This is a genomic window from Photobacterium sp. DA100, from assembly GCF_029223585.1.
Taxonomy (GTDB): Bacteria; Pseudomonadota; Gammaproteobacteria; order Enterobacterales; family Vibrionaceae; genus Photobacterium.
Genome location: NZ_CP119423.1, coordinates 3,387,889 through 3,414,295, shown reverse-complemented (window position 1 = coordinate 3,414,295; position 26,407 = coordinate 3,387,889). Strand labels below are relative to the sequence as shown.

Annotated in this window: 22 protein-coding genes; 12 read left to right on the top strand and 10 right to left on the bottom strand. The window is 54.3% G+C overall.

Translation table 11 applies throughout. The features are described from left to right. Positions 1-27: 27 nt before the first annotated feature. Both PTW35_RS15515 and PTW35_RS15510 read right to left on the bottom strand, forming a co-directional pair. Positions 28-1,296 carry an inorganic phosphate transporter gene (locus PTW35_RS15515; protein ID WP_281025753.1) on the bottom strand — a complete coding sequence of 423 codons (1,269 nt, stop codon included), beginning with the start codon at positions 1,294-1,296 and terminating at the stop codon, positions 28-30. Between the two features lie 32 nt (positions 1,297-1,328). After that, positions 1,329-2,009, bottom strand: a complete 681-nt coding sequence (locus tag PTW35_RS15510) for a TIGR00153 family protein (protein WP_281025752.1) — start codon at positions 2,007-2,009, stop codon at positions 1,329-1,331. 184 nt (positions 2,010-2,193) lie between these two features. On the opposite strand from PTW35_RS15510, the gene PTW35_RS15505 reads away from it, so the two are divergent. Next, positions 2,194-3,711, top strand: coding sequence for an inorganic triphosphatase (locus tag PTW35_RS15505; protein ID WP_281025751.1), 1,518 nt, complete (start codon positions 2,194-2,196; stop codon positions 3,709-3,711). Between the two features lie 49 nt (positions 3,712-3,760). Here the strand turns inward: PTW35_RS15505 and PTW35_RS15500 are convergent, their stop codons facing one another. Then, positions 3,761-4,519 carry a potassium channel family protein gene (locus tag PTW35_RS15500; protein ID WP_281027529.1) on the bottom strand — a complete coding sequence of 253 codons (759 nt, stop codon included), beginning with the start codon at positions 4,517-4,519 and terminating at the stop codon, positions 3,761-3,763. 170 nt (positions 4,520-4,689) lie between these two features. Here PTW35_RS15500 and PTW35_RS15495 point away from each other — a divergent pair, with 170 nt between their 5' ends. From PTW35_RS15495 to hldE, 3 genes are all read left to right on the top strand, one after another. Continuing rightward, a complete protein-coding gene (locus PTW35_RS15495) occupies positions 4,690-6,291 on the top strand; it encodes a methyl-accepting chemotaxis protein (RefSeq protein WP_281025750.1) in 1,602 nt (533 codons plus the stop codon). A 159-nt stretch (positions 6,292-6,450) separates the two neighbouring features. Then, on the top strand, positions 6,451-9,306 hold the full coding sequence (gene glnE, locus PTW35_RS15490) for a bifunctional [glutamate--ammonia ligase]-adenylyl-L-tyrosine phosphorylase/[glutamate--ammonia-ligase] adenylyltransferase (RefSeq protein WP_281025749.1): 2,856 nt from the start codon (positions 6,451-6,453) through the stop codon (positions 9,304-9,306). A gap of 140 nt (positions 9,307-9,446) precedes the next feature. Next, positions 9,447-10,877, top strand: a complete 1,431-nt coding sequence (hldE, locus tag PTW35_RS15485) for a bifunctional D-glycero-beta-D-manno-heptose-7-phosphate kinase/D-glycero-beta-D-manno-heptose 1-phosphate adenylyltransferase HldE (protein ID WP_281025748.1) — start codon at positions 9,447-9,449, stop codon at positions 10,875-10,877. Positions 10,878-10,989: 112 nt separating this feature from the next. Here the strand turns inward: hldE and tolC are convergent, their stop codons facing one another. Further along, positions 10,990-12,273: an outer membrane channel protein TolC gene (gene tolC, locus PTW35_RS15480; protein WP_281025747.1), complete on the bottom strand. Its 1,284-nt coding sequence runs from the start codon at positions 12,271-12,273 to the stop codon at positions 10,990-10,992. A gap of 279 nt (positions 12,274-12,552) precedes the next feature. On the opposite strand from tolC, the gene nudF reads away from it, so the two are divergent. The 8 genes from nudF to idi all read left to right on the top strand — a co-directional run bounded on the left by nudF (position 12,553) and on the right by idi (position 20,985). Further along, on the top strand, positions 12,553-13,188 hold the full coding sequence (gene nudF / locus PTW35_RS15475; RefSeq protein ID WP_281025746.1) for an ADP-ribose diphosphatase: 636 nt from the start codon (positions 12,553-12,555) through the stop codon (positions 13,186-13,188). A gap of 61 nt (positions 13,189-13,249) precedes the next feature. Further along, positions 13,250-13,642 carry a DUF1249 family protein gene (locus tag PTW35_RS15470; RefSeq protein WP_281027528.1) on the top strand — a complete coding sequence of 131 codons (393 nt, stop codon included), beginning with the start codon at positions 13,250-13,252 and terminating at the stop codon, positions 13,640-13,642. 30 nt (positions 13,643-13,672) lie between these two features. Then, on the top strand, positions 13,673-14,497 hold the full coding sequence (gene cpdA, locus PTW35_RS15465) for a 3',5'-cyclic-AMP phosphodiesterase (protein WP_281025745.1): 825 nt from the start codon (positions 13,673-13,675) through the stop codon (positions 14,495-14,497). Then, positions 14,498-15,076, top strand: a complete 579-nt coding sequence (gene yqiA / locus PTW35_RS15460; protein ID WP_281025744.1) for an esterase YqiA — start codon at positions 14,498-14,500, stop codon at positions 15,074-15,076. Between the two features lie 153 nt (positions 15,077-15,229). Further along, on the top strand, positions 15,230-17,113 hold the full coding sequence (parE, locus tag PTW35_RS15455) for a DNA topoisomerase IV subunit B (protein WP_281025743.1): 1,884 nt from the start codon (positions 15,230-15,232) through the stop codon (positions 17,111-17,113). A 100-nt stretch (positions 17,114-17,213) separates the two neighbouring features. Further along, entirely contained in the window at positions 17,214-19,478 is a 2,265-nt protein-coding gene (gene parC / locus PTW35_RS15450; protein ID WP_281025742.1) for a DNA topoisomerase IV subunit A, read from the top strand. Positions 19,479-19,651: 173 nt separating this feature from the next. Then, positions 19,652-20,374 carry a 1-acylglycerol-3-phosphate O-acyltransferase gene (locus PTW35_RS15445; RefSeq protein WP_281025741.1) on the top strand — a complete coding sequence of 241 codons (723 nt, stop codon included), beginning with the start codon at positions 19,652-19,654 and terminating at the stop codon, positions 20,372-20,374. Positions 20,375-20,454: 80 nt separating this feature from the next. Beyond that, positions 20,455-20,985: an isopentenyl-diphosphate Delta-isomerase gene (idi, locus tag PTW35_RS15440; RefSeq protein WP_281025740.1), complete on the top strand. Its 531-nt coding sequence runs from the start codon at positions 20,455-20,457 to the stop codon at positions 20,983-20,985. Positions 20,986-21,071: 86 nt separating this feature from the next. On the opposite strand, the gene PTW35_RS15435 is transcribed toward idi, so the two are convergent. The 6 genes from PTW35_RS15435 to PTW35_RS15410 all read right to left on the bottom strand — a co-directional run bounded on the left by PTW35_RS15435 (position 21,072) and on the right by PTW35_RS15410 (position 26,341). After that, positions 21,072-21,458 (bottom strand): RidA family protein, encoded by a 387-nt coding sequence (locus tag PTW35_RS15435; protein ID WP_039456204.1) that lies wholly within the window; start codon positions 21,456-21,458, stop codon positions 21,072-21,074. A 147-nt stretch (positions 21,459-21,605) separates the two neighbouring features. After that, positions 21,606-22,085 (bottom strand): arginine repressor, encoded by a 480-nt coding sequence (locus tag PTW35_RS15430; RefSeq protein WP_039456202.1) that lies wholly within the window; start codon positions 22,083-22,085, stop codon positions 21,606-21,608. 240 nt (positions 22,086-22,325) lie between these two features. Further along, complete coding sequence (locus PTW35_RS15425) at positions 22,326-23,267, bottom strand: serine protease (protein ID WP_281025739.1); 942 nt, start codon at positions 23,265-23,267, stop codon at positions 22,326-22,328. 210 nt (positions 23,268-23,477) lie between these two features. After that, positions 23,478-23,942, bottom strand: coding sequence for an aspartate carbamoyltransferase regulatory subunit (gene pyrI / locus PTW35_RS15420; RefSeq protein ID WP_039456199.1), 465 nt, complete (start codon positions 23,940-23,942; stop codon positions 23,478-23,480). Positions 23,943-23,957: 15 nt separating this feature from the next. Then, positions 23,958-24,887: an aspartate carbamoyltransferase gene (gene pyrB / locus PTW35_RS15415; RefSeq protein WP_281025738.1), complete on the bottom strand. Its 930-nt coding sequence runs from the start codon at positions 24,885-24,887 to the stop codon at positions 23,958-23,960. Positions 24,888-25,330: 443 nt separating this feature from the next. After that, positions 25,331-26,341 (bottom strand): ornithine carbamoyltransferase, encoded by a 1,011-nt coding sequence (locus tag PTW35_RS15410; protein ID WP_044624255.1) that lies wholly within the window; start codon positions 26,339-26,341, stop codon positions 25,331-25,333. Positions 26,342-26,407: the final 66 nt, after the last annotated feature.

The following is a 26,407-nucleotide window of genomic DNA, read 5'->3' as shown; positions in this document are numbered from 1 at the left end:
TTGATCTTGAGCCCGCTTTGACGGTGTTTAACCAAACACCGCTTGCATTACGTAGAAGAAAATGACTGCCAGCAGGGCACCTGCAGGTAGGGTTACCACCCAAGAGGCAACAATGTTACGTACCACGCCAAGGTTCAGTGCGGCGATACCGCGGGCAAAACCTACGCCCAATACTGCACCAACCAGTGTTTGGGTGGTTGAGATAGGTAGACCAGTACCAGAAGCCAATACTACGGTAGAGGCCGTTGCCAGCTGAGCGGCAAAGCCACGGCTAGGTGTTAGTTCGGTAATACCGGTACCAACGGTTGCCATTACCTTGTGGCCAAGTGTTGCCAGACCCACAACGATACCAAAGCCACCCAAAGGCAGGATCCACCAAGCAATTGCGCTTTTCGACGTGATCTCACCCATATGCTCAACAGTAGAGACAACGGCAGATAGAGGACCGATAGCATTGGCTACGTCGTTTGAGCCGTGGGCAAAAGCCATCGCACAAGCTGTAACCACCATGAGTAGGCTGAAAATACGCTCTACACCGGCATAACCGTTGCTATCAACAGAAGAGCCGTCATCTGTATACTTGCGGTTAATATAAATGTAACCAAACACCATTACAATCAGTGACACGACAACGGAAGCAATCCACGCCTCGCCGCTGGACAGGTGAAGGCCTACGTGCTTCAAGCCCTTTTTGATAGTCACTAGTGCGATGACTATCGTGGTAATGAACATGTAGACAGGGACAAAACGCTTTGCGTTGACCAGTGGGTTATCCGTATCGAAAATCAGGCGTTGGGCGCTGACGAAAATACCGTAAGCGAACAAACCTGAAATAAACGGCGTGATGATCCAACTGCCGACGATACCTTGTACCGAGCTCCAGTCAACGGCTTCAGTACCGACTGAAACACAGGCAAAACCGATGATGGCACCAATGATGGAGTGGGTTGTTGATACCGGCCAGCCCATGTAGGACGCAACCAGTAGCCAGGTACCCGCAGCCAGCAGGGCTGACATCATGCCGTACACCAAAATTTCCGGGTTGGCAGCATAGTGGGATGTCTCGATCACTCCTTTACGGATAGTGTCGGTTACTTCACCACCGGCTAGGTAAGCACCTGCAAACTCGAAAATCATCGCAATGATGATTGCTTGTTTAACGGTCAGTGCTTTTGAACCAACCGAGGTGCCCATGGCGTTGGCAACATCGTTTGCACCAATACCAATAGCCATCAAAAAACCAAAGAAAGCCGCCACCAAAATAATTATGGTGCCGTAGTTAGCCAGGATTTCCATTGTAAAACCTTGTTTTTGTTACAGTCTTTCGCTTATGAACGCGATAGCATGATTTCAAGACGCGAGCCGACACGCTGTGCCTGATCAGCAATAGCGCCAACCCACTCGAGAATCTTGTAAAGGAACATGATATCCACCGGACTGTGTTGGTCTTCGATGGACATGAGCTGTTGACGAAGTTTGATCTGCATGCTGTCTGTATCGTCTTCGATAACATCAAGCTGGTTGATCATCTCTGCCACGAGCGTCACTTCTCTGCCTTTAAAGCCTGTTTCAAGTAGCTCGTCCAGTTCGTTGATCACACGGTTCGCCTGATTGGCGGCGTCAAGACAACGTTGAACGTAGGCAATAAAGTCAGGATACATTTCGGAAGGGATTTGGAGCTGGCGACCCAAGACGCGGCCTGCAATGTCTTTCGACAGGTTGGCAAGCTTATCTTGCTGGGTCAGCAGGCTTAGCATGTCAGTACGATCGACTGGCATGAAAAGGCCACGAGGTAGCTTCAGACGGATCTCACGCTTGAGCACATCCGCATCTTTTTCAAGCTGGGAGATCTGCTCGCGCAGGACAGCCGCCTGCTCCCAATCACCCGCCTTACAGGCTTCGAAGAAAGGGACAAGTAGTTCGCAACATTCATTTACACGGGTAACGTGACGTTGCAAGGGTTTGATTGGGGACTTAGCAAATAGCCCCATAATAGTATTTACTGGCATAGCCGAATAACCTAGAAAGTGCCTTAAATGGCTAATTCTTGTGCGATGGTCATTAAGGCGCGCATGGTAACGCATAAGTAAGTATAGGGGAACTAATTTCGATCAAGGTTTTGTTTATATTTCGTGCTTGCCCCGGAGTGCAATTGCCAATATCCTTGGTTTGCCACTGTTTATAGGTAGAACTATGGAAACTGAGATAGAACTGAAGTTTTTCGTCTCACCAGAATTTTCGAGCCAGTTACTGAAAAAAATCGCTGAAGCGAAAGTTCTGCAGCAAAGTCGTCGTGAGTTAGGCAACGTCTACTTCGACACCCCAGACCAAATTCTTCGCCAGTACGATATCGGCCTTAGGGTCCGTCGTTTTGATGATGTATTTGTCCAAACATTGAAAACCGCAGGCCGTGTGGTTGCCGGATTGCACCAGCGTCCGGAGTACAATGCCGAAACCAAAAGCACTGATCCCGATCTTTTCCTGCATCCAGCTGATGCCTGGCCGGAAGGCTTTGATGTCGAGCGCACCCAGCAGCAACTGATGCCGCTATTCTCTACGGATTTTGTCCGACAGCAATGGTTGGTCGCCATGCCTGACGGCAGTCAGGTCGAGCTGGCGTTTGATCAGGGCGAAGTCAGCGCCAATGGTGAAACGTCACCGATCTGTGAGGTGGAGCTCGAACTGAAATCCGGTCAGACCGAAGCCTTGTTTACCCTGGCGCGTGAATTGTGTGCCGATGGCGGTATGCGCTTGGGCAACCTAAGCAAGGCCGCTCGGGGCTACCGCCTGGCTGCGGGCTATCAGGGCGATCAGGTAACGATGCTGGCACCGGTTGAGCTCGACGGCCATGAGTCGGTAGAAACCGTGTTCGTCAAAACTCTCGAGCATGCCCTGGAGCACTGGCATTACCACGAGCAAATTTTTGCTGAGCGGCAAGAGCCGGCGGCATTGGGGCAAATCCAGCAGGCGCTGGGCTTGATCCGCCAGACTCTGGTGACGTTCGGCGGTATGATCCCGCGCCGGGCCAGTGCCCTGCTGCGCCAGGAGCTACAGTGGCTGGAAGGCGAATTGGACTGGTTGGGCGATGCTGCGGGTTTAGATTACTTGTTGGCAGAAAAGGGCCACGCCCTGAAAAAGCTCAATGCACGCAAGCAGCTGGTCAAGCAGCTTGAAGCCATTGAGGCCGATCTGCCTGATGACAACGAAATGCTGCTGCTGATCAGCTCAGCCCGCTATTGTGGCTTGCTGCTTGATTTGAGTCGCTGGCTGTTAAGCCGGGGGTGGCAGCCATTCCTCGATGATAAGTCACGGGCGCGCCTGGCCGAGCCGGTTAAAGGATTTGCCGATAATATGCTGGCACGATCCTGGCAGGAGCTGCTGGATGTCTTTCCGGCCGAGCGCCAGCTCAATCGGGTCGACTACCTGGATCAGCAGCCGCGTTTGATCCGCAATCTGATGAGCGGTCTGAGTTTTGCTTCTCTGTATGAAGAAGAGAAACGGCTGGCCTTCCGGATGCCTTGGCTTGATTTGTTGCAGGGGATTGAGGACCTGCGCCATCTCGAACCTATCCGTCAGCTGCTGGATCAACAGGAGGATGAGGAGGACCGAAGCCAGATAGAGAAATGGCTGCAGCGCAAGGAAGAGTCCCTGATCCATGCCATGGATCAGACCCGGCAAATGGGGATTGAATTAATCCCGTACTGGCCGTAAGCCCCATCCCCAAAAATACCCGGCGATACGCCGGGTGTTTTTTTAGCCGTTACTTCTGCTCCAGCTTCTTTTCGATGGCCTCAAGGCGCTCGATCAAGCGCTGCTGGTTGGCCAGCATCGCTTGCCATTCCTGTTCATGGCGGACATCGTCCAGCTCTTTGGTGTGCTCGGGATCGGAAATGATCGCACTGACCAGACCGGCCACCATACCAAACAAGCCGACGCCACAGATAATAATGACCGCTGCCAGTACCTTGCCCAGCAGCGTGACCGGATAATGGTCACCATAGCCGACGGTTGAAATCGTGACGAAAACCCACCACAGGGCATCGCTGGCATCTTTGATGTTGGACTCGGGGACATTGCCTTCGAGGATCAGCATCAGGGCAGAGCCAACAGAAACCAGCACGGTTAACAGCAGGAAAATACTGGCGACGGTCGCCTCACGGCGGTTGCTGCGGATTTGGCTCAATATCTGATGGCTGGAGCGGATCAGGCGGATCACCCTGAAGATTTGCAGCAGCCGGGCGAAACGGATTTGCTCAATGATCGGAATGCTGGCGATAAAATCGAGCCAGTGGGTTTTGAGGTACTGCACTTTCTCCCTGCTGCGGAAGAAGTCTGCCAGCAACTGGCACCAGAACACCAGACAGATAAAGGTATCAATGCCTAGCAGCAGGCGGTAGCCGTTACTTTGCTTGGGCAGGAAGATCATGGTGGTCACAATTGTCAGTGATACAAACGACAATACCAGTGACATCAAGCTCATCGGATTGAGTTCATATTTGACGGGGTCGATCTTTTTCATCATTAAATTTTTTAACTGCGCAGCCGATAGATAGAATGGAATTTATTGTTTCGGTGCGAAAAATAAATAGATTTCTAGGCACCGATTCCCTACTTCCCCAAGCGTCGATGTCGGTCGTATGACGGCCAAAGTGTGCTCTGGGGCGTAATAAGAATATATGGAGATACCACATGACCAAAATGGTTTTCAAGCCATGGGAAAAAGGGCTGACAAATATTCGGTTGATACCCAAGCTGTTATTGCTGATGGTGTTCAGTACGATTCTATTGGTTGGCAAGCAGCTTTGGGATGCCAGCACCTTCTATCAATCGGTAGTGGAAATCCAGCAGGACAGGGCAAAAGAGCAGGCCCGGGCAACGGCGGCGGTGATACAGGCATTACCGGTAGCCAGCCAGCAGGATACGGCACTGGTCGAGCAACTTGTCAGCGCTCAGGCGACAGTCATGAACCGCGGCGCCTATGTCTACTTGGTGGAGCGGGGAAGCAATACCGTCATCGGCCACCCAAGTGCCAGTGCGCTGGCTGATCTGCAGAGCGATATAGACAGCCAAGGCAGCCTTAACCGCACCTTGCAGCAACTGACTGGCCATGCGAGCTTGAATTTTGCCGATCAGTCCCGTTTTGAATATGCGGTTGAACTGCCCCGTCTCAATTGGGTGGTCGTGGCTTCGCAGCCGGCCTCGGAAGCCGAAGCATACTATCAGCAGTTCTTGGTACAGGTGGCTTGGCAAACGGCCCTGATGGTCATTGCCTTTGTGGTGATTTTGCTCGGTGGCTCCCATGTCATGTTGCGCCAGACCCGCTACCTGGCCGATAACATCAAGCATTTGGCTGCCCGCGATCTGACCCGGCCAATTGTGATGGAGTGCCGTGATGAATACGGTGATTTGGCCCGTGAGTTGGAGAAAACCCGGCTTCAGCTGCGTGACGTGATTGGGAGCCAACGCGATGCGGCCGGCGAGCTGTCAGGTCTTGCGGAAGTGATGTCGATCAGCATGGTGGAAACCAAGGAGTCGGCGCAGGAAGAGTTCAATGAGATTGACCAGCTGGCATCGGCCATGAGTGAGATGACCTCAACGGTCCAGACGGTGGCCGAGCATGCCCGTGAAGCTTCCAGTGCTACCGAGGGGACGTCAGGCCAAGCGGTGCAGGGGCAACAGTTCGTGGCTCAGACCATAGGGACTATCAACCAGCTGTCGCAGGATATCAGCCAGTCAGCCAACGCCGTTAACCAAGTGGAGGAGCGGGTTGAGAAGATCGGCAGTGTGATTGTCACCATCCAGAGCATTTCCGAGCAGACCAACTTGCTGGCGTTGAATGCGGCGATTGAAGCTGCCCGGGCCGGGGATGCAGGACGTGGCTTTGCGGTGGTTGCCGATGAGGTTCGTAACCTCGCCCAGCGCACCCAGACCGCGACAGTGGAAATTCAGGAGATGATCTCCCAGCTGCAAACCAGTGCTCAGCAAGCCGTGGGGTTGATGGAGCAGAGCGTGGTGGAAGCGGCTGAGGGCGTAGAGCTCGTCACCAGTGCCGGCGGGGAACTGGATAAAATTGTTGAGCAGGTCAGCCTGATCAATGACATGAACTTCCATATTGCCTCGGCAGCCGAGCAGCAGAGTACTGTTGCCGATGAGATGAACCAGAACCTGACTAATGTTCGCGAGCTGGTGGAGGCCTCGGTGGTGGTGGTCTCGGAGCTGTCGGAGACATCCGATGCCATGCAGAGCCATGCCACTGAATTGGAGAAGAAAATACAAGCCTTCCAAGTATAGTTAAGTACACGGGACAGAGCTGATTTTCGGCCAAATCAACGCCCGCCTTTGGCGGGCGTTGTGCTATCGTAAGGACAATTAAAACGCCGTCAGGCAATACCGCTTATTGCGCGGCAGGCCGCTGGCTGGCAACAACAAGGCATTTGAAAAGGAACCCCTATGACTGTGCAGGATCATTTCCAAACCGCAATGGACAAGGCTTGGGACAAGGTGAGTTGCGCCCAGCCAGAAGCAGTAGCCAGCTGGCCGGCGGAAAAGCTGGCCGAGCTCAAGCAGGCACTGGCCTACAGTGACTTCATTACTGCCGCGGTAGCCCGCGATGCCGCTTTGTTGCCTTGGCTGGCCCAGCACCTTGGGGAGTCGGCGCGGGCTGAAAACTACCGCAGCGAGCTGGCCGGAGAGCTGGCAACGGTCAACGATGAGGTGGGTATGATGCGGGTGCTGCGCCAGTTCCGCCGGCGGGAAATGGTCTGGATCGCATGGCGTGACTTCATTGGCCACAACAGTTTGGATTTGAGCCTGGGCCATCTGTCCATGCTGGCGGAGGCGATGATCATGGAAGCCTACGGGTGGCTTTATGCCCAGTGCTGCCGGGAGTGGGGAACGCCGATGAACAGCTGCGGCGAGGCCCAGCCGATGCTGATCCTCGGGATGGGCAAGCTGGGGGGCGGTGAACTCAACTTTTCTTCCGATATCGATTTGATCTTTACCTACCCGGAGAACGGGGAAACCCAGGGCGGCCGCCGCAGCCTCGCCAATGCCCAGTTTTTTACCCGCCTGGGTCAGCGTTTGATCAAAGCACTCGATCAGCAGACCTTTGATGGCTTCTGCTATCGGGTCGACATGCGCTTGCGCCCGTTCGGTGATAGCGGCCCGTTGGTCATGAGCTATGCGGCGCTGGAAGACTACTACCAAGAGCAGGGGCGCGACTGGGAGCGCTACGCCATGATCAAAGCCCGGGTCATGGGGAGGGAGAGCTTTTCCCAGTACCAAGAGCTGCGCCAGATGCTGAGGCCTTTCGTTTTCCGCCGCTATATCGACTTCAGTGCGATTCAGTCACTGCGGCGGATGAAGGCGATGATCAGCAGTGAGGTGCGCCGCCGTGGCCTGACCAATAACATCAAGCTTGGCCCTGGTGGGATCCGCGAAGTGGAGTTTATCGCCCAGTCGTTCCAGCTGATCCGCGGCGGCCGTACGCCGGAGTTGCGGGGGCGTGGTTTGCGCGAAACCCTGCGGGCCATTCGGACTCAAGGTTTGTTGCCGCCTCAGCAGGTCGATGATCTCGAGCAGGGCTATGCGTTCTTGCGCAGGCTGGAAAACTTGCTGCAGGCTATCGATGATAAGCAAACCCAGACGTTGCCGGACAAACCTTTGGATCAGTACCGCTTGGCCTTGGCGATGGGCTATGGGGATTGGGCTGGGCTCGAGCAGGCCGTTGGCCAGAATATGGCGGCGATCCACGCGGTATTCGATGACATCATCGGGGCCGATGAGGAAGAGCCGCACAGCGAGGCAACGGCCCAGTTCCATGAAATGTGGGCCATGATCAAAGATCCCGAGGTGGTGACGGCTATCCTCGCAGAGCTCAATGCCCCTGAGGCTGCCAGCCAGCTTTCTGTTTTGACCAATATGAAAGCCGAGCTGTCAAAGCGCACGCTCGGCCCCCGTGGCCGCGAAGTGTTGGCCAAACTGATGCCGGCAGTACTGATGCTGATTGTCACCCGTGATGATGCCCCCGCCGTGCTGGAGCGGGTATGCAAATTGATTGTGCGCATCGCGACTCGGACCACCTATCTCGAACTGCTCAGTGAGCATCCGGCAGCACTTGAACAATTAGTGCGTCTGTGTGCGGCGAGCCCGATGGTCGCTACCCAGCTGGCCCAGTACCCGATCTTGCTTGATGAACTGCTCGATCCCCAGCATTTGTACAACCCTACGCCACTGGAGCATTACGGCGATGAATTGCGGGAGTTCCTGGCCCGGATCCCGGAAGAGGACATGGAACAGCAGATGGAGGCGATCCGTCAGTTCAAGCAGGCCCAGCTGCTGCGTATTGCGGCGGCCGATATTGCCGGGGCCCTGCCATTGATGAAGGTCAGCGATCACCTGACCTATCTAGCCGAAGCCATTGTTGCGGCCGTGGTCAATCAGGCCTGGTTGCAAATGGTCGACAAATACGGCGAGCCGACCCATTTGCTCGAGCGAAGCGGGCGCGGGTTCGCGGTCTTGGGCTACGGCAAGGTGGGGGGCTGGGAGCTGGGGTATGGCTCGGACTTGGATCTGGTGTTCCTCCATGACTGCCCGGACAACGTGTACACCAATGGCCGCAAAGAGATAGACGGCAGGCAGTTCTACCTGCGCCTGGCCCAGCGGATAGTCCATCTGTTTTCGACTCGGACCGCCTCGGGGGTACTGTACGAGGTCGATATCCGCTTGCGGCCGTCTGGCGCGTCGGGCTTGCTGGTCAGTACCATGGATGCGTTTGCCGACTACCAGCAGCAAGAGGCGTGGACCTGGGAGCACCAGGCCTTGGTGAGGGCGAGAATGATATATGGTGATGCCCCGCTCCAGCAGGCGTTCGCGGAGGTCAGGCAGTCGGTCTTGATGGCTCGCCGAGAGACCGTGGCTTTGCGTCGGGAGGTGGTGGAGATGCGCCAAAAGATGCGCGAACATCTCGGCAGCAAGAAGGCGGGCATGTTCGGCCTCAAGCAGGATGAAGGCGGGATCACCGATATCGAGTTCCTGGCCCAGTATTTGGTGCTGCAACACGCGGCGAAAGAAAAGGCCCTGACCCGCTGGTCCGACAATGTCCGCCTGTTCGATACCATGGCGGATCACGACATCTTGGCACCGGAGCAGGCCGTGCAGCTCAAACAGGCCTACTGCGTGATGCGGGATGAGATCCACCGTCTAAGCTTGCTCGGTCTCCCCGCCTATGTGGAAGAAGGTCGGTTTGCCGCTGAGCGGCAGGTCGTCCAGGCTGTTTGGCACGCATTGCTCGAGGCCGATGCCTAGCTACAGGTTGATCTGCATGCGAAGGTGCGGGGGAGGCCTCGCTCTTTGTGATTGAATAACCGTTGAAATCCCCTGAGCAGATGCATGCTAATTTGGCTTTGTGTTAATATTTGGGGGTTATCACAATCCCGGAGAAAAAAATGAAACTGACTCTTCCTGATTATGATCAAGCAGGCGTGCTGGTCGTGGGTGATGTCATGCTGGATCGCTACTGGTATGGGCCGACCGGCCGTATTTCCCCTGAAGCCCCCGTTCCTGTGGTGAAAGTAGATCAGGTCGAGGAGCGTCCGGGGGGGGCGGCGAACGTGGCAATGAATATTGCTGCTTTGGGGGGCCATGCCCGCCTGGTTGGTCTAACTGGTATCGATGAGCCGGCCCGTGCGCTGTCTGAAAAGCTCTCGTCGCTTGATGTGCGCTGTGACTTCGTGACGTTGCCGGATTACCCGACCATCACCAAGTTGCGCGTGATGAGCCGCGGCCAGCAGATGATCCGTTTGGACTTCGAAGAAGGTTTCCATAACGTGCCGGCGGATGTGATTTTGCCGCGTATGGAGCAGGCCTTGCCTTCCAGTAAGGTGGTGGTGCTGTCAGATTATGCCAAGGGTGCGCTGGAGCACGTGCAGGCGATGATCCAGCTGGCGCGCAAGGCTGGGATCGCGGTCATGGTCGATCCTAAAGGGGCGGACTTTGAACGCTACCGCGGTGCGACTCTGCTGACGCCGAACTTGTCTGAGTTCGAAGCCGTAGCGGGTAAAACCGAGTCGGAAGAAGATTTGGTCGAAAAAGGCCTCGCGCTAATCGAGCGCTTTGAGCTGGAAGCGCTGCTGGTGACGCGCAGCGAGCACGGTATGACCCTGCTGCAAAAAGGCCTGGAGCCGCTGCATATGCCGACCCAGGCTAAAGAGGTGTATGACGTGACCGGTGCCGGTGATACCGTGATTTCGGTGTTGGCGGCCTCGCTGGCAGCGGGCAAGTCGCTATCGGACTCTTGCAAGCTGGCCAATGCTGCCGCGGGTGTGGTGGTTGGCAAGTTGGGCACCTCGACCCTGTCGACGATTGAATTGACCGAAGCGATCCATGGTAGCCAGGACAGTGGGTTTGGTGTGATCAGTGAAGCCCAGCTCAAGCAGGCCGTGAAAGCCGCCCGTGCTCGCGGCGAGAAAGTCGTGATGACCAATGGGTGTTTCGATATCCTGCATGCCGGCCACGTGGCCTACCTCAACGAGGCAGCGAAGCTGGGTGATCGTCTGATCGTTGCTGTCAATTCCGATAGCTCGGTACAGGCGCTGAAGGGGCCGGGGCGTCCGGTCAATCCTGAAGATCGCCGTATGGCGGTATTGGCCGGATTGGGGGCCGTTGACTGGGTGGTGCCGTTTAGCGAAGAGACGCCACAGCGTTTGATCAGTGAAATTTTGCCGACCCTGTTGGTAAAAGGTGGCGACTATAAGCCGGAAGAGATTGCTGGTGGCCAGGAAGTGATTGCTGCCGGTGGCGAAGTCCGGGTCCTGAACTTTGAAGACGGCTGCTCGACAAGCGAAATCATTGCGGCCATCAAAGGGGGCCGTGGCTAACTCGCCTCTGCCGTCGTAACGTGCCTCGGGCTTGCTGAGGTCTCACCAGGACAACAAAAAGCGCCATCAGCTGATGGCGCTTTTTTTATGCTTGGTGTCGAACGTTAGGCGATTACTTCGCCTTGATCAGTCCTGCATTAACATCCAAGACATCTTGTTCGTTCAGTGAACCTACGGCTTGTTTCAGCTGAAGCTGGCTGATGATGTAATCGTAGCGGGCATTGGCCAGCTGGCGGTTGGCATCATACAGGCGGCGGGTCGCATCCAGGACGTCAACAATGGTACGGGTACCGACATCGAAACCGGCTTCGGTCGCTTCAAGTGCCGACTGGGCCGAAACCACGGACTGCTGGTAAGCGCGAAGGGCACCGATAGAGGCGTTGATGTTGTTGTAGAAAGCACGTACGTCACGGACCACGCTGCGGTAAGAGCCTTCCAGATCTTCACTTGCCGCCACATAACCGAACTGGGCCTGCTTCACTTCGGAGGTCACACGGCCGCCGGTGTAGACAGGTAGTGCCAGGTTGATACCGGCGGTCAGTGTGCCGTCATCAGTGCTTGCTAGCTTGTCATCGTAGTTGTAGCCGGCATTGAAAGACAGGGTCGGCAAGTGGCCAGACTCTGCCAGGGCAATTTGATCGCGGGCGATATCTTGCGAGATACGGGCCGTCAACAGGTTAAGGTTTTCCGTCTCGGCATCCTTGATCAAATCTAGCACGCGTGCTTTGGGTGCGCTGGCGCTGAAGCGGCGGGTATCCAAGGTGCTGAGATCGGTGTGCTCTTGGCCGGTGATTTCACGGAGGCCTTCGTAGCTGTTGGTCAGGGCATTTTCAGCCAAGATCTCATCTGCCAGCACGCTGTCGTACTGCGCCTGGGCATCGTGCACATCGGTGATTGCTGATAGGCCGACTTCGAAACGCTGCTTGGTTTGCTCTAGCTGGCGGCCAACGGCTGCTTTCTCGGCACGGACGAAGTCTAGGTCATCCATTGCGCGCAGCACGGCGAAGTAGGCATCAGAGACACGCAGGATCAGGTTTTGCTGAGAGGTCGCATAGAATGCATCGCTCTGGCGGGCCACCTTCTCGCTGATATCCAGGTTTACCCAGCTGGCACGGTTGTAGATCGATTGGTCCAGGGTCAAACCACCGTTGAAACCATCGGCATCGCCATCCATGCGGGCGATGTTATAGCCAGCGGTTAGGTTGATTTGTGGTAGCAGTGCGCTTCGGGTTGAGTTAATCGCTTCGAACGCAGTATCTTTATCGGCAGCCGCACGGAGCAGCTGAGGGTCATTCTGTTTGGCTTGTTGGTAGATTTCGGCGAGATCATCAGCCAGTGCAGTGTGGCTGAGACCGCCAAGCGCAAAGCTAACAAAAAGCGGAAGCAATTTTTTCATGTATGCCTTTCCTGGTCCTGACAAAAATAAGAGCAAGGCTCCAGTTTAACCTATGTTTCCTTGCCTGAAACTGATCATTGAACAATTTACTTTATTTTACGATATTTTACTGGATTAATTGTGATTCTAATCTTTTCGTTGGGAAAAATGACTTAAAAAAAATCATAATTATTGTCATAAATGTTGAATTAAATCATTGCCGTTCCTTACCGGGGATGGAATGATATACGCCTTCGTCGGCCGGAGGCCGTGCCAGAAAGGGTTATAAGGAAGAAAAACATGGCAAAAACAGGTAGTAAGCAAGCCGGGCCGGGACAGTTTTCTGCTGATGATGTGGAAATTCTCGCCCAGGAGCCGTTGTATCAGGGCTTTTTCAGTATGGTGAAATACCGTTTTCGTCATCGCCTGTTTGCGGGGGGCTGGAGTGAGCCACTGGACCGCGAGATGTTCGAACGTGGCCATGCTGCTGCTATGTTGCCTTATGATCCGGCCACCGACCGGGTGGTGCTGGTCGAGCAGTTCCGGGTTGGAGCGATGGCGGCGGATTGCTCGCCATGGCAGTTGGAGATCGTGGCCGGCATTATCGAGCCGGGCGAGCAAGCCCAAGACGTGGTGCGCCGTGAGTCGGTGGAAGAGGCTGGCGTTGACGTTGGCCAGTTACATAAGATTACCCGCTATCTGTCGAGTTCCGGCGGTTGTTCGGAAACCTTGGATATTTTTGTCGGCGAGGTAGACAGCACGGCGGCACAAGGCATCCATGGCCTGGCAGAGGAAGGCGAAGACATAAAAGTGCATGTGGTTTCTCGGGAAGAGGCTTACCGGTGGGTGGAATCTGGTAAAATTGAGAATGCAGCCTCAATCATTGCCCTGCAATGGTTGCAATTGAACTACACTCGGTTGCAGGCGGCCTCTTAGACGGACACAGCACAGAGGATACCGATTGAATAGAAGATACGCTGTTGATTTTGCTGGTATCATGCGTTTGTACGAAACCAACTATGCGAAGTTGCTCCCATTGCTACCAAAAAGCGATCAGGTAGGGGACCATTGCATTTATTGTGTTTCGGAACAGGAATATCATCTGACCATTATTGAGTCGACCCGTTATACCACGGTGGTTGAATTACATCTCAAGGCAGAGGAATCACTGCCTGACTACCTGATCCCAAAAATGACGATCAGGTTGTACCACGATGCTAGGGTCGCAGAAGTGTGTTCAGCTCAGCAGACTTCTCGTCTAAAGCCAAGGTATGATTACCCCAATATGCGAATGCATCAGAAAGATGAGAAGCATCAAGTTAACCGTTTTCTGGGAGACTGGTTGGCATACTGCCTAAAAAACGGGATCAGCAGACAGTCGGTTTGTTAATAGAATCAGATAGACAAGGTTTTTGACGTTTTGCAGAACTTTACTCTGCCACAGACGAACCGCGATAGTGTGGTTCTTCTGCAAATTACCGATACCCACCTTTTTGCCGATGATGGCGGCAGTTTGTTGGGCGTCACGACAAAAGATAGCTTTCATGCCGTGCTGGATGCGGTAGATGCAGCTGCGCGCCCTTTTGATGCCATTGTGGCAACGGGCGACATTTCCCAAGACCATACTGAATACTCCTACCAGCGCTTTTGCGAGGGGATCGCGCGCTGGTCGCAGCCATGCTTCTGGCTGCCTGGCAACCACGACTACCAGCCTAGCATGCAGGCGGTGTTGCCTTCGCCACAAATCAAGCCATGCCACCAAGTGCTGGCTGGCGAGCATTGGCAGGTGATCCTGCTCGATAGCCAGGTAAAGGGGGTTCCCCACGGCGAATTGAGCGGGGAGCAGTTGGATTTGCTCGATCAGGCCCTGTCGGCCCATCCGGACCGCCATGCGCTGGTTCTGTTGCACCATCATCCGTTGCCGGCGGGTAGTGCCTGGCTCGATCAGCACCAGCTCCACAACAGTGAGCCGTTTTGGCAGGTGGTTGGCCGTTATCCGCAGGTGAAGGCGATTTTGTGCGGCCATATCCACCAAGAGTTGGACCGCATCCACCGGGGCGTGAGGGTCTTGGCAACCCCGTCGACCTGTATCCAGTTCCAGCCGGATTCGCAAGATTTTGCGCTGGATCAGAAAAGTCCTGGCTGGCGCTACCTTGCGCTGCACCGCGATGGGCAGCTCGATACCCAGGTCCACCGTCTTGAAGGCCATGGTTTTACCCCGAACTTTGACTCCGCAGGTTACTAGATGAAGCCGCTACTCTTGTATATCCACGGCTTTAACAGCTCACCGAAGTCGCTCAAGGCGACCCTGATGGCTGAGTATTGCCAGCGTGAACGGCCGGATATCAGGGTCGAGATCCCGCAGATGCCGAGCTACCCGACCGACGCCGCCGAGTTTATTGATGGGCTGGTTCGGTCGTTTATAGGTAATCATCAGGTCGGTTTGGTCGGTAGTTCGCTGGGGGGCTACGTATCCACCTGGCTTAATGACCGCTATCAACTGCCCGCCGTACTGGTCAATCCTGCCGTCAAGCCGTATGAGCTGTTGCAGGACTTCTTGGGCGAGCAGGAAAATCCCTACACCGGGGAGCGCTACCTCCTCGAAACCAAACATATGGATGAGCTGCGCCAAATGGATGTGGCCAAACTCCGCCACCCCGAGCAGTTGTGGCTGCTCCAGCAAGAAGGTGACGAAGTGCTGGATTACCGCCAGGCTGTCGAGAAATACTCGGCCTGCCGGCAAACGGTTGAGCCCGAAGGGGATCATAGTTTTGTCGGATTTGATCGTTATCCCGAACAAATCATTCAATTTCTGGGTCTGTAATACTTACCGAGCACTTGTTGCTTGAGAGGATTTGTCCCGACTTGGATCAAATTCGACTCACAATTGTGGGCCACATTTTCGGCCCTAGCTTGACATCCGAGCTGGGGTTACTGACTATTGTGGCAAAAAATTTTTCCGTAACTTTCCGTAATTATGACAGATCAAAGCTATAACGCTGGAGCCATTGAGGTTCTAAATGGCCTTGAGCCAGTACGCCGCCGTCCGGGGATGTATACCGACACGGTACGGCCTAACCACCTAGGCCAGGAAGTCATCGATAACAGTGTCGACGAAGCCTTGGCTGGCCACGCCCGCAAGGTAGAGGTCATTCTTCATGCGGATCAGTCACTGGAAGTGATTGATGATGGCCGGGGGATGCCGGTCGATATTCACCCGGAAGAAGGGGTCTCGGGGGTTGAGCTTATCCTGTGTAAGCTGCACGCCGGTGGTAAATTCTCAGGCAAAAACTACCAGTTTTCTGGTGGTTTGCACGGGGTGGGGATCTCGGTGGTTAACGCCCTGTCGACCCGCGTCGAAGTCACGGTCAAGCGTGATGGCCAGATTTACCAGATCGCCTTTGAAAACGGTGACAAGGCCAGCGAGCTGGAGGTGATTGGTACCTGTGGCCGCCGCGCCAAGGGAACCCGGGTGCATTTCTGGCCGGATGCCAAATACTTCGATAGCCCGAAATTCTCTGTCTCCCGCCTGAAAAACATCCTCAAGGCCAAAGCGGTGCTTTGTCCGGGATTGGAAATTGTCTTTACCGACAAAAACAGCGATGAGACCCTGCGCTGGTGCTATGACGATGGCTTGAAAGACTACTTGGCCGAAGGCGTCAAGGGGTACACCCTGTTGCCTGAAGAGCCGTTCACCGGCGCATTCAGTGGCCAGAGCGAAGCGGCGGATTGGGCCTTGCTGTGGTTGCCGGAAGGCGGTGAGCTGATCACTGAAAGTTACGTCAACCTGATCCCGACCGCCCAGGGCGGTACCCATGTCAATGGCCTGCGCCAGGGCCTGCTGGATGCGATGCGCGAGTTCTGTGAATTCCGCAACCTGCTGCCGCGCGGTGTGAAGCTGACCGCTGATGATATCTGGGACCGCTGCTCGTACGTGTTGTCGGTCAAGATGCAGGATCCGCAGTTCGCCGGCCAGACCAAAGAGCGCCTGTCATCGCGCCAGTGTGCCGCCTTTGTCTCCGGTGTGGTCAAAGATGCCTTCAGCCTGTGGCTGAATGAGCGTCCGCAAATTGCCGAGCAGCTGGCCGAAGTGTGTATTGCCAACGCCCATCGCCGCATGCGTGCCAGCAAAAAGGTGGTGCGCAAGAAGGTGGCTTCGGGCCCGGCGCTGCCGGGTAAGCTGGCTGACTGTTCGCAGCAGGATTTGTCACGTACTGAACTGTTCCTGGTCGAGGGTGACTCGGCAGGGGGCTCGGCCAAGCAGGCCCGCGATCGTGAATTCCAGGCGATTATGCCGCTGCGCGGTAAAATCCTGAACACCTGGGAAGTGTCTGCCGATCAGGTGCTGGCCTCGCAGGAGGTCCATGATATTTCGGTCGCGCTGGGCATTGATCCGGACAGCGATGATTTGAGCGGCTTGCGTTACGGCAAGATCTGCGTGCTGGCCGATGCTGACTCGGATGGTTTGCACATTGCCACCTTGTTGTGCGCCTTGTTTGTCCGTCACTTCGAGGCCTTGGTCCGTGCCGGCCATGTGTATATTGCGATGCCGCCGCTGTACCGTATCGACCTGGGCAAGGAAGTCTACTATGCCCTGGACGATGCCGAGAAAGACGGGATCCTCGATCGCCTCAGCAATAAGCGCGGCAAGGTTAATGTCCAGCGCTTCAAAGGTCTGGGTGAGATGAACCCGCTCCAGCTGCGCGAAACCACCATGGATCCGAACACCCGCCGCCTGGTTCAGCTGACGATCGATGATGACGAGCAGACCAACGAGATGATGGATATGCTGCTGGGCAAGAAGCGGGCGGAAGACCGCCGCCACTGGCTGCAGAGCAAAGGCGATATGGCCGAAGTGTGATTGATTGGGCCGGCCACAATATTGGCCGGCCCTGCCTGATGATTTGATAGCCTCTGCGATATGTTGGCACGGGCTGGAAACATAAACGGAATACCCAACGATGACTGATGTCTCAATGGATGGCGTTGAACAGCTTCCGCTACGGAAGTTTACTGAAGACGCCTACCTCAATTACTCCATGTACGTGATCATGGACCGTGCCTTGCCGTTCATCGGTGATGGCCTCAAGCCGGTACAGCGCCGTATTATCTATGCGATGTCTGAGCTTGGCCTGTCGGCAACCGCGAAATACAAGAAGTCGGCCCGTACCGTCGGTGACGTACTGGGTAAGTACCATCCGCACGGCGACTCCGCGTGTTACGAAGCCATGGTATTGATGGCGCAGCCGTTCTCCTACCGCTACCCGCTGGTTGACGGCCAGGGTAACTGGGGGGCACCGGATGATCCGAAATCTTTCGCGGCGATGCGTTATACCGAATCGCGCCTGTCGCGCTTCTCTGAGGTGCTGCTCAACGAGTTGGGCCAGGGCACGGTTGACTGGGGGCCGAACTTTGACGGCACCATGAAAGAGCCGAAGATGCTGCCAGCCCGCTTGCCGCATATCCTGCTCAACGGCGTCACCGGTATTGCCGTGGGGATGGCAACGGACATCCCGCCGCACAACGCCCGCGAAGTAGCCAATGCGGTTGTTCATCTGATCGAGAACCCGAAGGCCGAGCTTGATGAGGTGATGGAATTCGTTCAGGGGCCGGATTACCCGACCGAAGCGGAGATCATCACGTCGAAGAGTGATCTGAAAAAGGTCTACCGTACTGGCCGCGGCAGTATCAAGATGCGTGCGGTGTGGCACAAGGAAAACGGTGATATTGTGATCACCGCGTTGCCACACCAGGTCTCTGGCTCGAAGCTGCTTGAGCAGATTGCCAGCCAGATGCGCGCCAAGAAGCTGCCGATGGTGGAAGACTTGCGTGACGAGTCGGATCACGAGAATCCGACCCGTATCGTGATTGTGCCGCGCTCTAACCGTGTTGACAGCGAGCAGCTGATGAATCACCTGTTTGCCTCGACGGATCTGGAGAAGAGCTTCCGCGTTAACCTCAACATGCTGGGCCTTGATGCCCGTCCGCAGGTTAAAGGCCTGGTGCAGATCCTCAACGAGTGGCTGCAATTCCGTCGTACCACGGTACGCCGCCGTTTGCAGCACCGTCTGGACAAGGTCAATGCCCGTTTGCATATCCTTGAAGGTTTATTGGCGGCCTACCTCAATATCGATGAGGTGATTGAGATCATTCGTACCGAGGATGATCCGAAAGCCGAGTTGATGTCGCGCTTCGATCTGACCGTGATTCAGGCCGATGCCATTCTTGAAATCAAGCTGCGCCAGTTGGCTAAGCTGGAAGAGATCAAGATCCGCGGTGAGCAGGATGAGCTGTCGAAAGAGCGCGATCACCTTGAGAAGCTGCTGGGCTCTGAGCGCCGTCTGAACACCCTGATCAAGAAAGAGATCTTGGCTGATGCCGAGAAATACGGCGATGACCGCCGCTCGCCATTGGTTGAGCGTGAAGAGGCCAAGGCGCTGACCGAGCGTGAGCTGATCCCATCTGAAGCGATCACTGTGGTACTTTCCGAGAAAGGCTGGATCCGCCATGCCAAGGGCCATGAGGTTGATCCGACGTCATTGAGCTACAAGTCGGGTGATGGCTATCAGGCCCATGCCCGTGGTAAGAGTAATCAGCCGGCTATTTTCCTCGGTTCGGACGGACGCAGTTATGCGCTCGAATCCCATACATTGCCATCAGCGCGAAGCCAGGGTGAGCCAATTACCGGCCGCTTGAATCTGACGCCGGGCAGCCAGGTTCGCCAGGTGATGATGGCCGATGATGACCAGTTATGGCTGATGGGTTCGGATGCTGGCTACGGTTTCATCTGCAAGGGGAGCGATATGGTATCGAAGAACAAGAACGGTAAGGCCTTGTTGACGGTACCGGAAAAGGCCGAAGTGATGCCGCCGCAGAGCATCGCTGATTTGGAGAACGATGAGATCCTGGCCATTACCAATGAAGGTCGGATGTTGTTGTTCCCAATCAAGGAACTGCCACAGCTGGGTAAAGGCAAGGGTAATAAGATCATCAACATCCCGGCTGCCCGTTCGAAAGCTCGGGAAGAGTTCTTGTCCCAGCTGGTGGTCCTACCGCATGGCAGCCACCTGACGCTGTACGCGGGCAAGCGTAAGCTGGGCCTGAAGCCGAGCGACTTGGATAACTTCCGTGGTGAGCGTGGCCGTCGTGGCAGTATGCTGCCGCGCGGTTTGCAGCGGGTGACTCGTTTTGAAATCAAATCGCCGCAAGAGTCTGACGCAGAATAAGTTCCTGCTGTGTGCCGGAATGTGAAGCCCTCCTGTTGGAGGGCTTTTTGTTGGTTCATGACTGCCGAAAGGGGCTGAAACAGGCCGCCAGTGGTCTAATTTCTGCACATAAAAGGTGTTTTTTCCCGCAGCCCAAGTATACTAGCGAACGCTTGTACGCTGAGGAGAGTCTGATGTTATTTGTATTGCGCATGATTGCTGTAGCAGTGTTTGCTGTTGTCATGTTTGTTTTCGGCTGTGGCTACTGTCTACTGAGCCCCCGCAACCCCAAGAATGTTTATATTGTCGGCCGCCATTTCTGCAAGATGGCGCGTATCTTCGGTATTAATCTGGAATTTCGCTACCCTGAGGGGGAACAGCCTATGCCCAGCGTATACATAGCGAACCACCAGAATAACTACGATATGTTCACGGTATCGGGAGCGATCCAGCCTCGTACGGTAACGGTCGGCAAGAAAAGCATTGCCTGGATGCCGTTGTTTGGCCAACTTTACTGGTTAACCGGTAATATCTTGATTGACCGTGCCAACCGCAGCAAGGCCGTGGGCACCATTGGCCAGGTGGTTGAAAAAATCAAAGAACGCAATGTGTCAATTTGGATGTTCCCGGAGGGCACCCGCTCACGAGGCCGCGGTTTGCTGCCGTTTAAAACGGGCGCGTTTCATGCCGCGATTGCTGCGGGTGCGCCGGTCGTTCCCATTGTGTGCAGTAGCACGGAAAATGTTAAACTCAATAAGTGGGATAACGGCGTGGTGATTGTCGAAGTACTGCCAGCCGTACCGGTAGACGGGCTGACCAAAGAAGATGTTCGCCAGTTGTCCAATCAGTGTCGTGATCTGATGGCGGCAAAACTGGATGAGCTCAATGCTGAGGCGACGCGCCGCTCGGCAAGCTAACAGATCGGGCGCAACTGCCTACTGTGACTTATTAAGGACATGCCAATGCGTGTCCTTTTTGTTTTTAAGTTGAATAAAGCATGATTGAAGAACAGGTTATATTAGTCGATCCGCAGGGCAGGGAGCTAGGCGTAGAAGAAAAAATGCAGGCCCACCGGGACGGTGTCCTTCATTTGGCTTTTTCGGTATTGCTGTACCGGGATAGTGGCAAAGAACGGGAGTTCTTGATGCAGCAGCGCGCATTGGGGAAATACCACAGCGGTGGGTTATGGACCAATACCTGCTGCTCTCATCCGCGGCAGGGAGAGTCGATGGAACAGGCGGGGATCCGCCGGCTGGCGGAAGAGATGGGGATTGTTGATATCCAGGCACTATCTGATGTGGCCAATTTCGTCTACCGCGCCAAGCTTGACAACGGGCTGGTGGAACACGAACTGGATCATGTCTTGGTGGCTTCAGCTCCAGAGGTCATGGTGGTGCCGAACCCGGAGGAAGTATTGACCTATCGCTGGTGGCCTCAGAGTGAGTTGCAGACAGCGCTAGCACAAGAGCCCGAATGCTTTACCGCTTGGTTTCCGCAGGTACTGGAACTCGCTCTAGCCAACGCCTAGTGAAGTGCCTTGTCGCTCGGTCACTGAATCGAAAAAAGCTGCCATCAGGCAGCTTTTTTTCGTGTTGGCGCTAATCGAACAGGCGATTATTTACGAACGGCAATCGCTTCAATTTCGATTTTTACGTCTTTTGGCAGGCGAGCGACTTCAACGCAAGAGCGCGCTGGGTATGGTGCATTGTGCTCGTCGAAGAATTTGCCGTACACTTCGTTAACAGTGCCAAAGTCATTGAGATCTTTAACGAATACCGTCATTTTGACGATGTCAGCGACCTTAAGGCCAGACGACTCAACTACAGCCTTAACATTTTCTAGTGACTGGCGAGCCTGCTCAGCGATATCGTCAGACACTTCACCGGTTTGAGGATTTACAGGGATCTGGCCTGAAGTGAGTACCATGTTGCCTAGATCTACACCTTGTACATAAGGGCCGATTGCAGCTGGTGCCTGCTCTGTGTGAAGTACTTGAGTCATTACTTGTCCTTACTTAAATTATGTTAGGTCATCGTTAGAGGTCTAGTTTGCAACCCATTGGCGAAGAGGTCAAAGGGTTTCAGGTAGGCTGGATAAAAAGGCAGCATTATTGGGCTGCCTTGTTTCGCGCGAGAGGGCGTCGACGCTTCAGGCTGGGATCCCGAGCCTTGCCTTGACCACTTTTTCACACTCATCAATACGGGTGATATCTTTCGGCGCGACCATGACCGTGTCGTTGCCGCCTACGGTACCGAGGATCTCGGCATGTGGTTGTATGTCGATGAGCCTAGCCACAAGCTGGGCGCCGCCGGGGTGGGTTTTTACAACCACGACCAGTTGGTTATGGGTAATAAACTCTATTTGGGAGGCAATCGATGAGCCAACTTGTACCGGCTCGCTTTCTACGGTTAGGCAATAGACTTTTTTGCCATAGGCATTGGGTACCTTTGCCACGCCCAGCCTTGATAACAGGCGGGAGACGGTGGACTGGCTAACATCTTCAAAGCCCATGGCGATAAGCTGTTTTCGGATATCGTCCTGGGTTGAAAAGCTTTGTTGCTGCAATAACCGCTTGCAGGCGGAAGTCATGCTTTCCTCTTGGCAGAAAGCGTCTATCGCTCCGTGCATACTGTATCCACTCACGGGCAACTCCTTGTTATTCTATTGGTCTTTTGATCGTATCTCGTTCGTAAGCCCTCGCAACGGTGGGGTGTTGTGTGAAGTCTCCGCTTCTTCTCGGTGCGAGTTATCGGCTGCATAGTGGCAAGATATAATGTCTCGGTTGCATAATCTTGCAATGGCATCATATCAACAATGTCAAAGTAATTTATTGACCCCTATCACCAAAACAAAACGCCATCCATTTGCTCAGAATGAGGGATTATATCCTGACTGGTTGAGTAGGGTTCGAGGATCTAACTTGACCGCTGGTTGGGGTTGGTTGGCGGCCACTCCTTCTTCCTCGTCAGGGAGGTTGAGCCCCGACAGGTTGCCCGGGGGATAGTCTTTGTACTGGGTTGCCGGTAACAGGGCACGGCGTTGCTGGCGGTCAGGTGATGCGATGGGGCTGCTATTGCTGACAACCTGAATCGCTTCTTTGCTCGGGCGGTTGAGTTCGCTGACGTAGTCTGACACTTTGACTCCGGCCAGCTCGACACTGGCCGACTTCACTTCGATACCTAGGGCATCCAGCCAGTCGAAAATCAGCGGGGAGGGAACAAACTGGCTGTAGCGCGCGGCCGGCCGCAGGTTGTCCAAATCTTGCGGGTTGTTGACGATGGCCACTGTGATCCCGGCAATTTCCCCGTCTTCATTGAAGACCGGCCCACCGCTCATGCCCGACATGACAGGTGCATCACTGAGTGAATAGAGGCAATCGGTGTTGGTATCAACTACATCCTGGAGGTATTTGCCTTTGCCACTCACCGTGGTCCCTACCAGAGAGTGGCCATGGTGGGTGACGGACTGGTCGGGGTAGATCAAGCCCCAAATCGGTTGGGTATTGGAGGGGCGTCGGATCAGGGCTAAGTCGCATGCCGGGTGGTAGATGACATCGAGATCCCAGGACAACTGGGCGACATGCTTGGCGGTGATCATATAATCATTGCTGATCGGTACGGCCGAGCCGAAGCCGCCCAGCAGCATTGGCACCCCGATCACTACCATCTCGTTGGCAGAATGCTGGTAGGTCTGCTGGACGGGACCGTTGCTGGTAACACAGCCAGATAATGTGGCTGAAACAAGAAATATATGACAGGGACGGACAGGCAAGCACCAGACTGCTTTGACAAGGCGCGCATGATTTTTCATTTCACTAACCTATGATTGTTTTTGATTTTATTGTTTGCCAGCACGCAGGGCCGGAATATTAAAGGTAGTGAGCCAAACTAAGTGACGGGTGGTCGGAAATGAGAATAAAAAAGCCTGCTCAAAGTTGAGCAGGCTTTCTTTTTCCTAGGGCATAAGATGTCGTAATTGAGACGGTTTTTTCAACCAGTTAGCCGCTTTTGAGCTGGTGGCTTAGTTGCTTTCTGTGACGATTTCCCGTGAGAAGACTTTTTCGCAGTACTTACACTTGAGTTGGATGTCTTCTTTCTTGGTGATCACCTTGAAGCTGCTATCGACTGGTTCGCCGTGTGAAATACAGTTACTGTTCGGGCACTTGAACACCGCATTGATTTGCTCCGGCAGCGTCAGGTTCAGCTTTTTCACCACTTCGTAGTTTTCGATTTGGTTGACGGTCGCCTGTGGCGCGTAAAGGGCCAGCTGGCTTGCTTGCTCTTCACTGATGAAGATGTTTTCGATCTTGATCAGATCCTTGGCTCCCAGTGCCGAGGAAGGCAGGTTGAGGCCAACGGTGACGCGCTGGTTGGTTTTGTGCATTTTGAACAGCTTCAGGACCTTGAAGCCGACATTTGCAGGAATATGGTCGATAACAGTACCGTTCTTGATCGCTTCGACCTGTAGTTGAGTTTCCTTCGCCATTGTTTTCTCTCCTGCTTAGATTGCTTCGTTTAGGACCAGTGCCAGTAGGGCTTCACGTGCGTACACACCGTTTTCTGCTTGCTGGAAGAAGTAAGCATGCTTGGTCTTGTCGACATCAGTGGTAATTTCGTCAATGCGTGGTAGCGGGTGCAGTACTTTCAGGTTGTCACGGGCTTCGGCCAGCATTGGGGCCGTAAGGATGTAAGCCGCTTTCATGTGGGCATACTCAGACTCGTCGAAACGCTCTTTTTGCACGCGGGTCATGTACAGGATATCTAGCTCAGGGATCACTTCTTCCATCGCGTGGTGGATGCTGTAGCTGATGCCGGCTTCGTCCAGCTCTTCGCAGATATAATCTGGCATTGCCAGCACTTCCGGCGCAATGAAGAAGAACTTCACATTGTTGAATTTCGCCAGTGCTTGGGTCAGGGAGTGAACTGTGCGACCGTACTTCAGGTCACCGACGAACGCCACATTGAGGTTATCCAGCGTGCCCTGAGTTTCGTAGATAGTAAACAGGTCCAGCAGGGTTTGGGTTGGGTGTTGGTTGGCACCGTCACCACCGTTAATCACAGGGACGTTGTTTGAGAACTCGGAGGCAAGACGGGCTGCCCCTTCCTGTGGGTGGCGCATCACAAAGGCATCCACATACGAGGAGATGACCTGGACGGAGTCGGCAAGGGTCTCACCTTTTTTCGCCAGTGAGGTGTTACCACCGTTGTCAAAGCCAATCACGGTGCCGCCCAAGCGCTGAACCGCAGTTTCAAAAGAAAGGCGGGTACGGGTGGATGGCTCGAAGAAACAGCTTGCAACTACCTTGTTCTTCAGAAGTTCAGGGTTCGGTTCGGCTTTCAGTTTGCCTGCAGTCTCGACAACCAGCTCAAGCTCACTACGGCTCAGTTCCGGGATGGAAATGATGTGCTTTTGAAACAGCGAATTCGCCATGGCTTCTCTTCCCTTTTAATTACGATGATGAACGACAGGTGCCTGCGGGTGTTTGTTGCAGGCAAAAAAAAGCCCCCTTAATAAAGGAGGCTCTTTTTACAAAAACAGGAAAAACAAAAAACGGCGCCAGCGCCGAGAATCGGCGTAGGGTCATCAGGTTTAGCTGAAAAGACGGGCGCATTTTTTATCTCTCTCTGGACAAATTGCGAAGGATTATACCCCCATTTTTTGCGAACGCAAGCGTTTGCCTAAAGTATTCATTTGCTGGAACTTTATGCACTATGTATGGGTATTTTTCGGGCTAGGCAAGGCTGCCTAACATGCTGATCTCGCGGAGGTTGTTTTGCTATAGGACGCCGGTAGGTGGTGGGTATATCGGCATAAAAAAATACCGGCCCGAAGGCCGGTATGGGTTTGAGAGTAGTTACACTCAAGAGAGTCGATTATTGACCCAGTGTCGCTACCATCACAGCTTTGATGGTGTGCATACGGTTTTCAGCTTCGTCGAATACGATAGAGTAGTCAGATTCAACCACTTCATCAGTTACTTCACAGCCTTGTGCCAGTACTGGGTATTCTGCTGCTAGCTGCTTACCAACAGTGGTGTCTTCACCGTGGAACGCTGGTAGGCAGTGCATGAATTTCACGTGTGGGTTGCCAGTGGCTTTGATCATGTCCATGTTGACCTGGTAAGGCAGCATTAGGTTGATACGCTCAGCCCATGCTTCTTTCGCTTCGCCCATAGAGACCCAAACGTCAGTGTATAGGAAGTCTACGCCTGCAACGCCTTCTTGTACGTCTTCAGTCATAGTGATTTTCGCGCCAGTGGTTTCAGCAATTTCACGGCACTGAGCAACAAGTGCTTCTTCAGGCCAGAACTGCTTAGGAGCCACTAGGCGGATGTCCATACCCATTTTCGCTGCACCAACCATTAGGGAGTTACCCATGTTGTTGCGTGCATCGCCAAGGTAGGCAAATTTCATTTCGTGTAGCTGCTTGCCACGGCCGTGCTCTTGCATGGTCAGGAAGTCAGCTAGGATTTGGGTTGGGTGGAATTCGTCTGTTAGGCCGTTCCATACTGGTACACCAGCGTATTGGCCTAGCTCTTCAACGATTTCCTGACCGAAACCGCGGTACTCGATGCCGTCATACATGCGGCCAAGAACGCGAGCGGTATCTTTCATTGATTCTTTGTGGCCGATTTGAGAGCCTGATGGGCCAAGGTAAGAAACTTGTGCGCCTTGGTCGAAAGCCGCTACTTCAAAAGCACAGCGAGTACGAGTCGATGTTTTTTCGAAGATTAGGGCAATGTTCTTGCCGGTTAGGCGAGGCTGCTCGTAACCGTTGTACTTCGCTTTTTTCAGCTCAGCAGATAGCTCTAGTAGGTGCTGGATTTCACGTGGAGTGAAGTCTAGTAGTTTTAGGAAGTTACGGTTGCGAAGGTTAAAAGCCATGATGTTATCCTCTCTGAATCTGTATCTCTCTGTCCGGGGAGAGGCTGAATGATTTGGGTAGCCCCG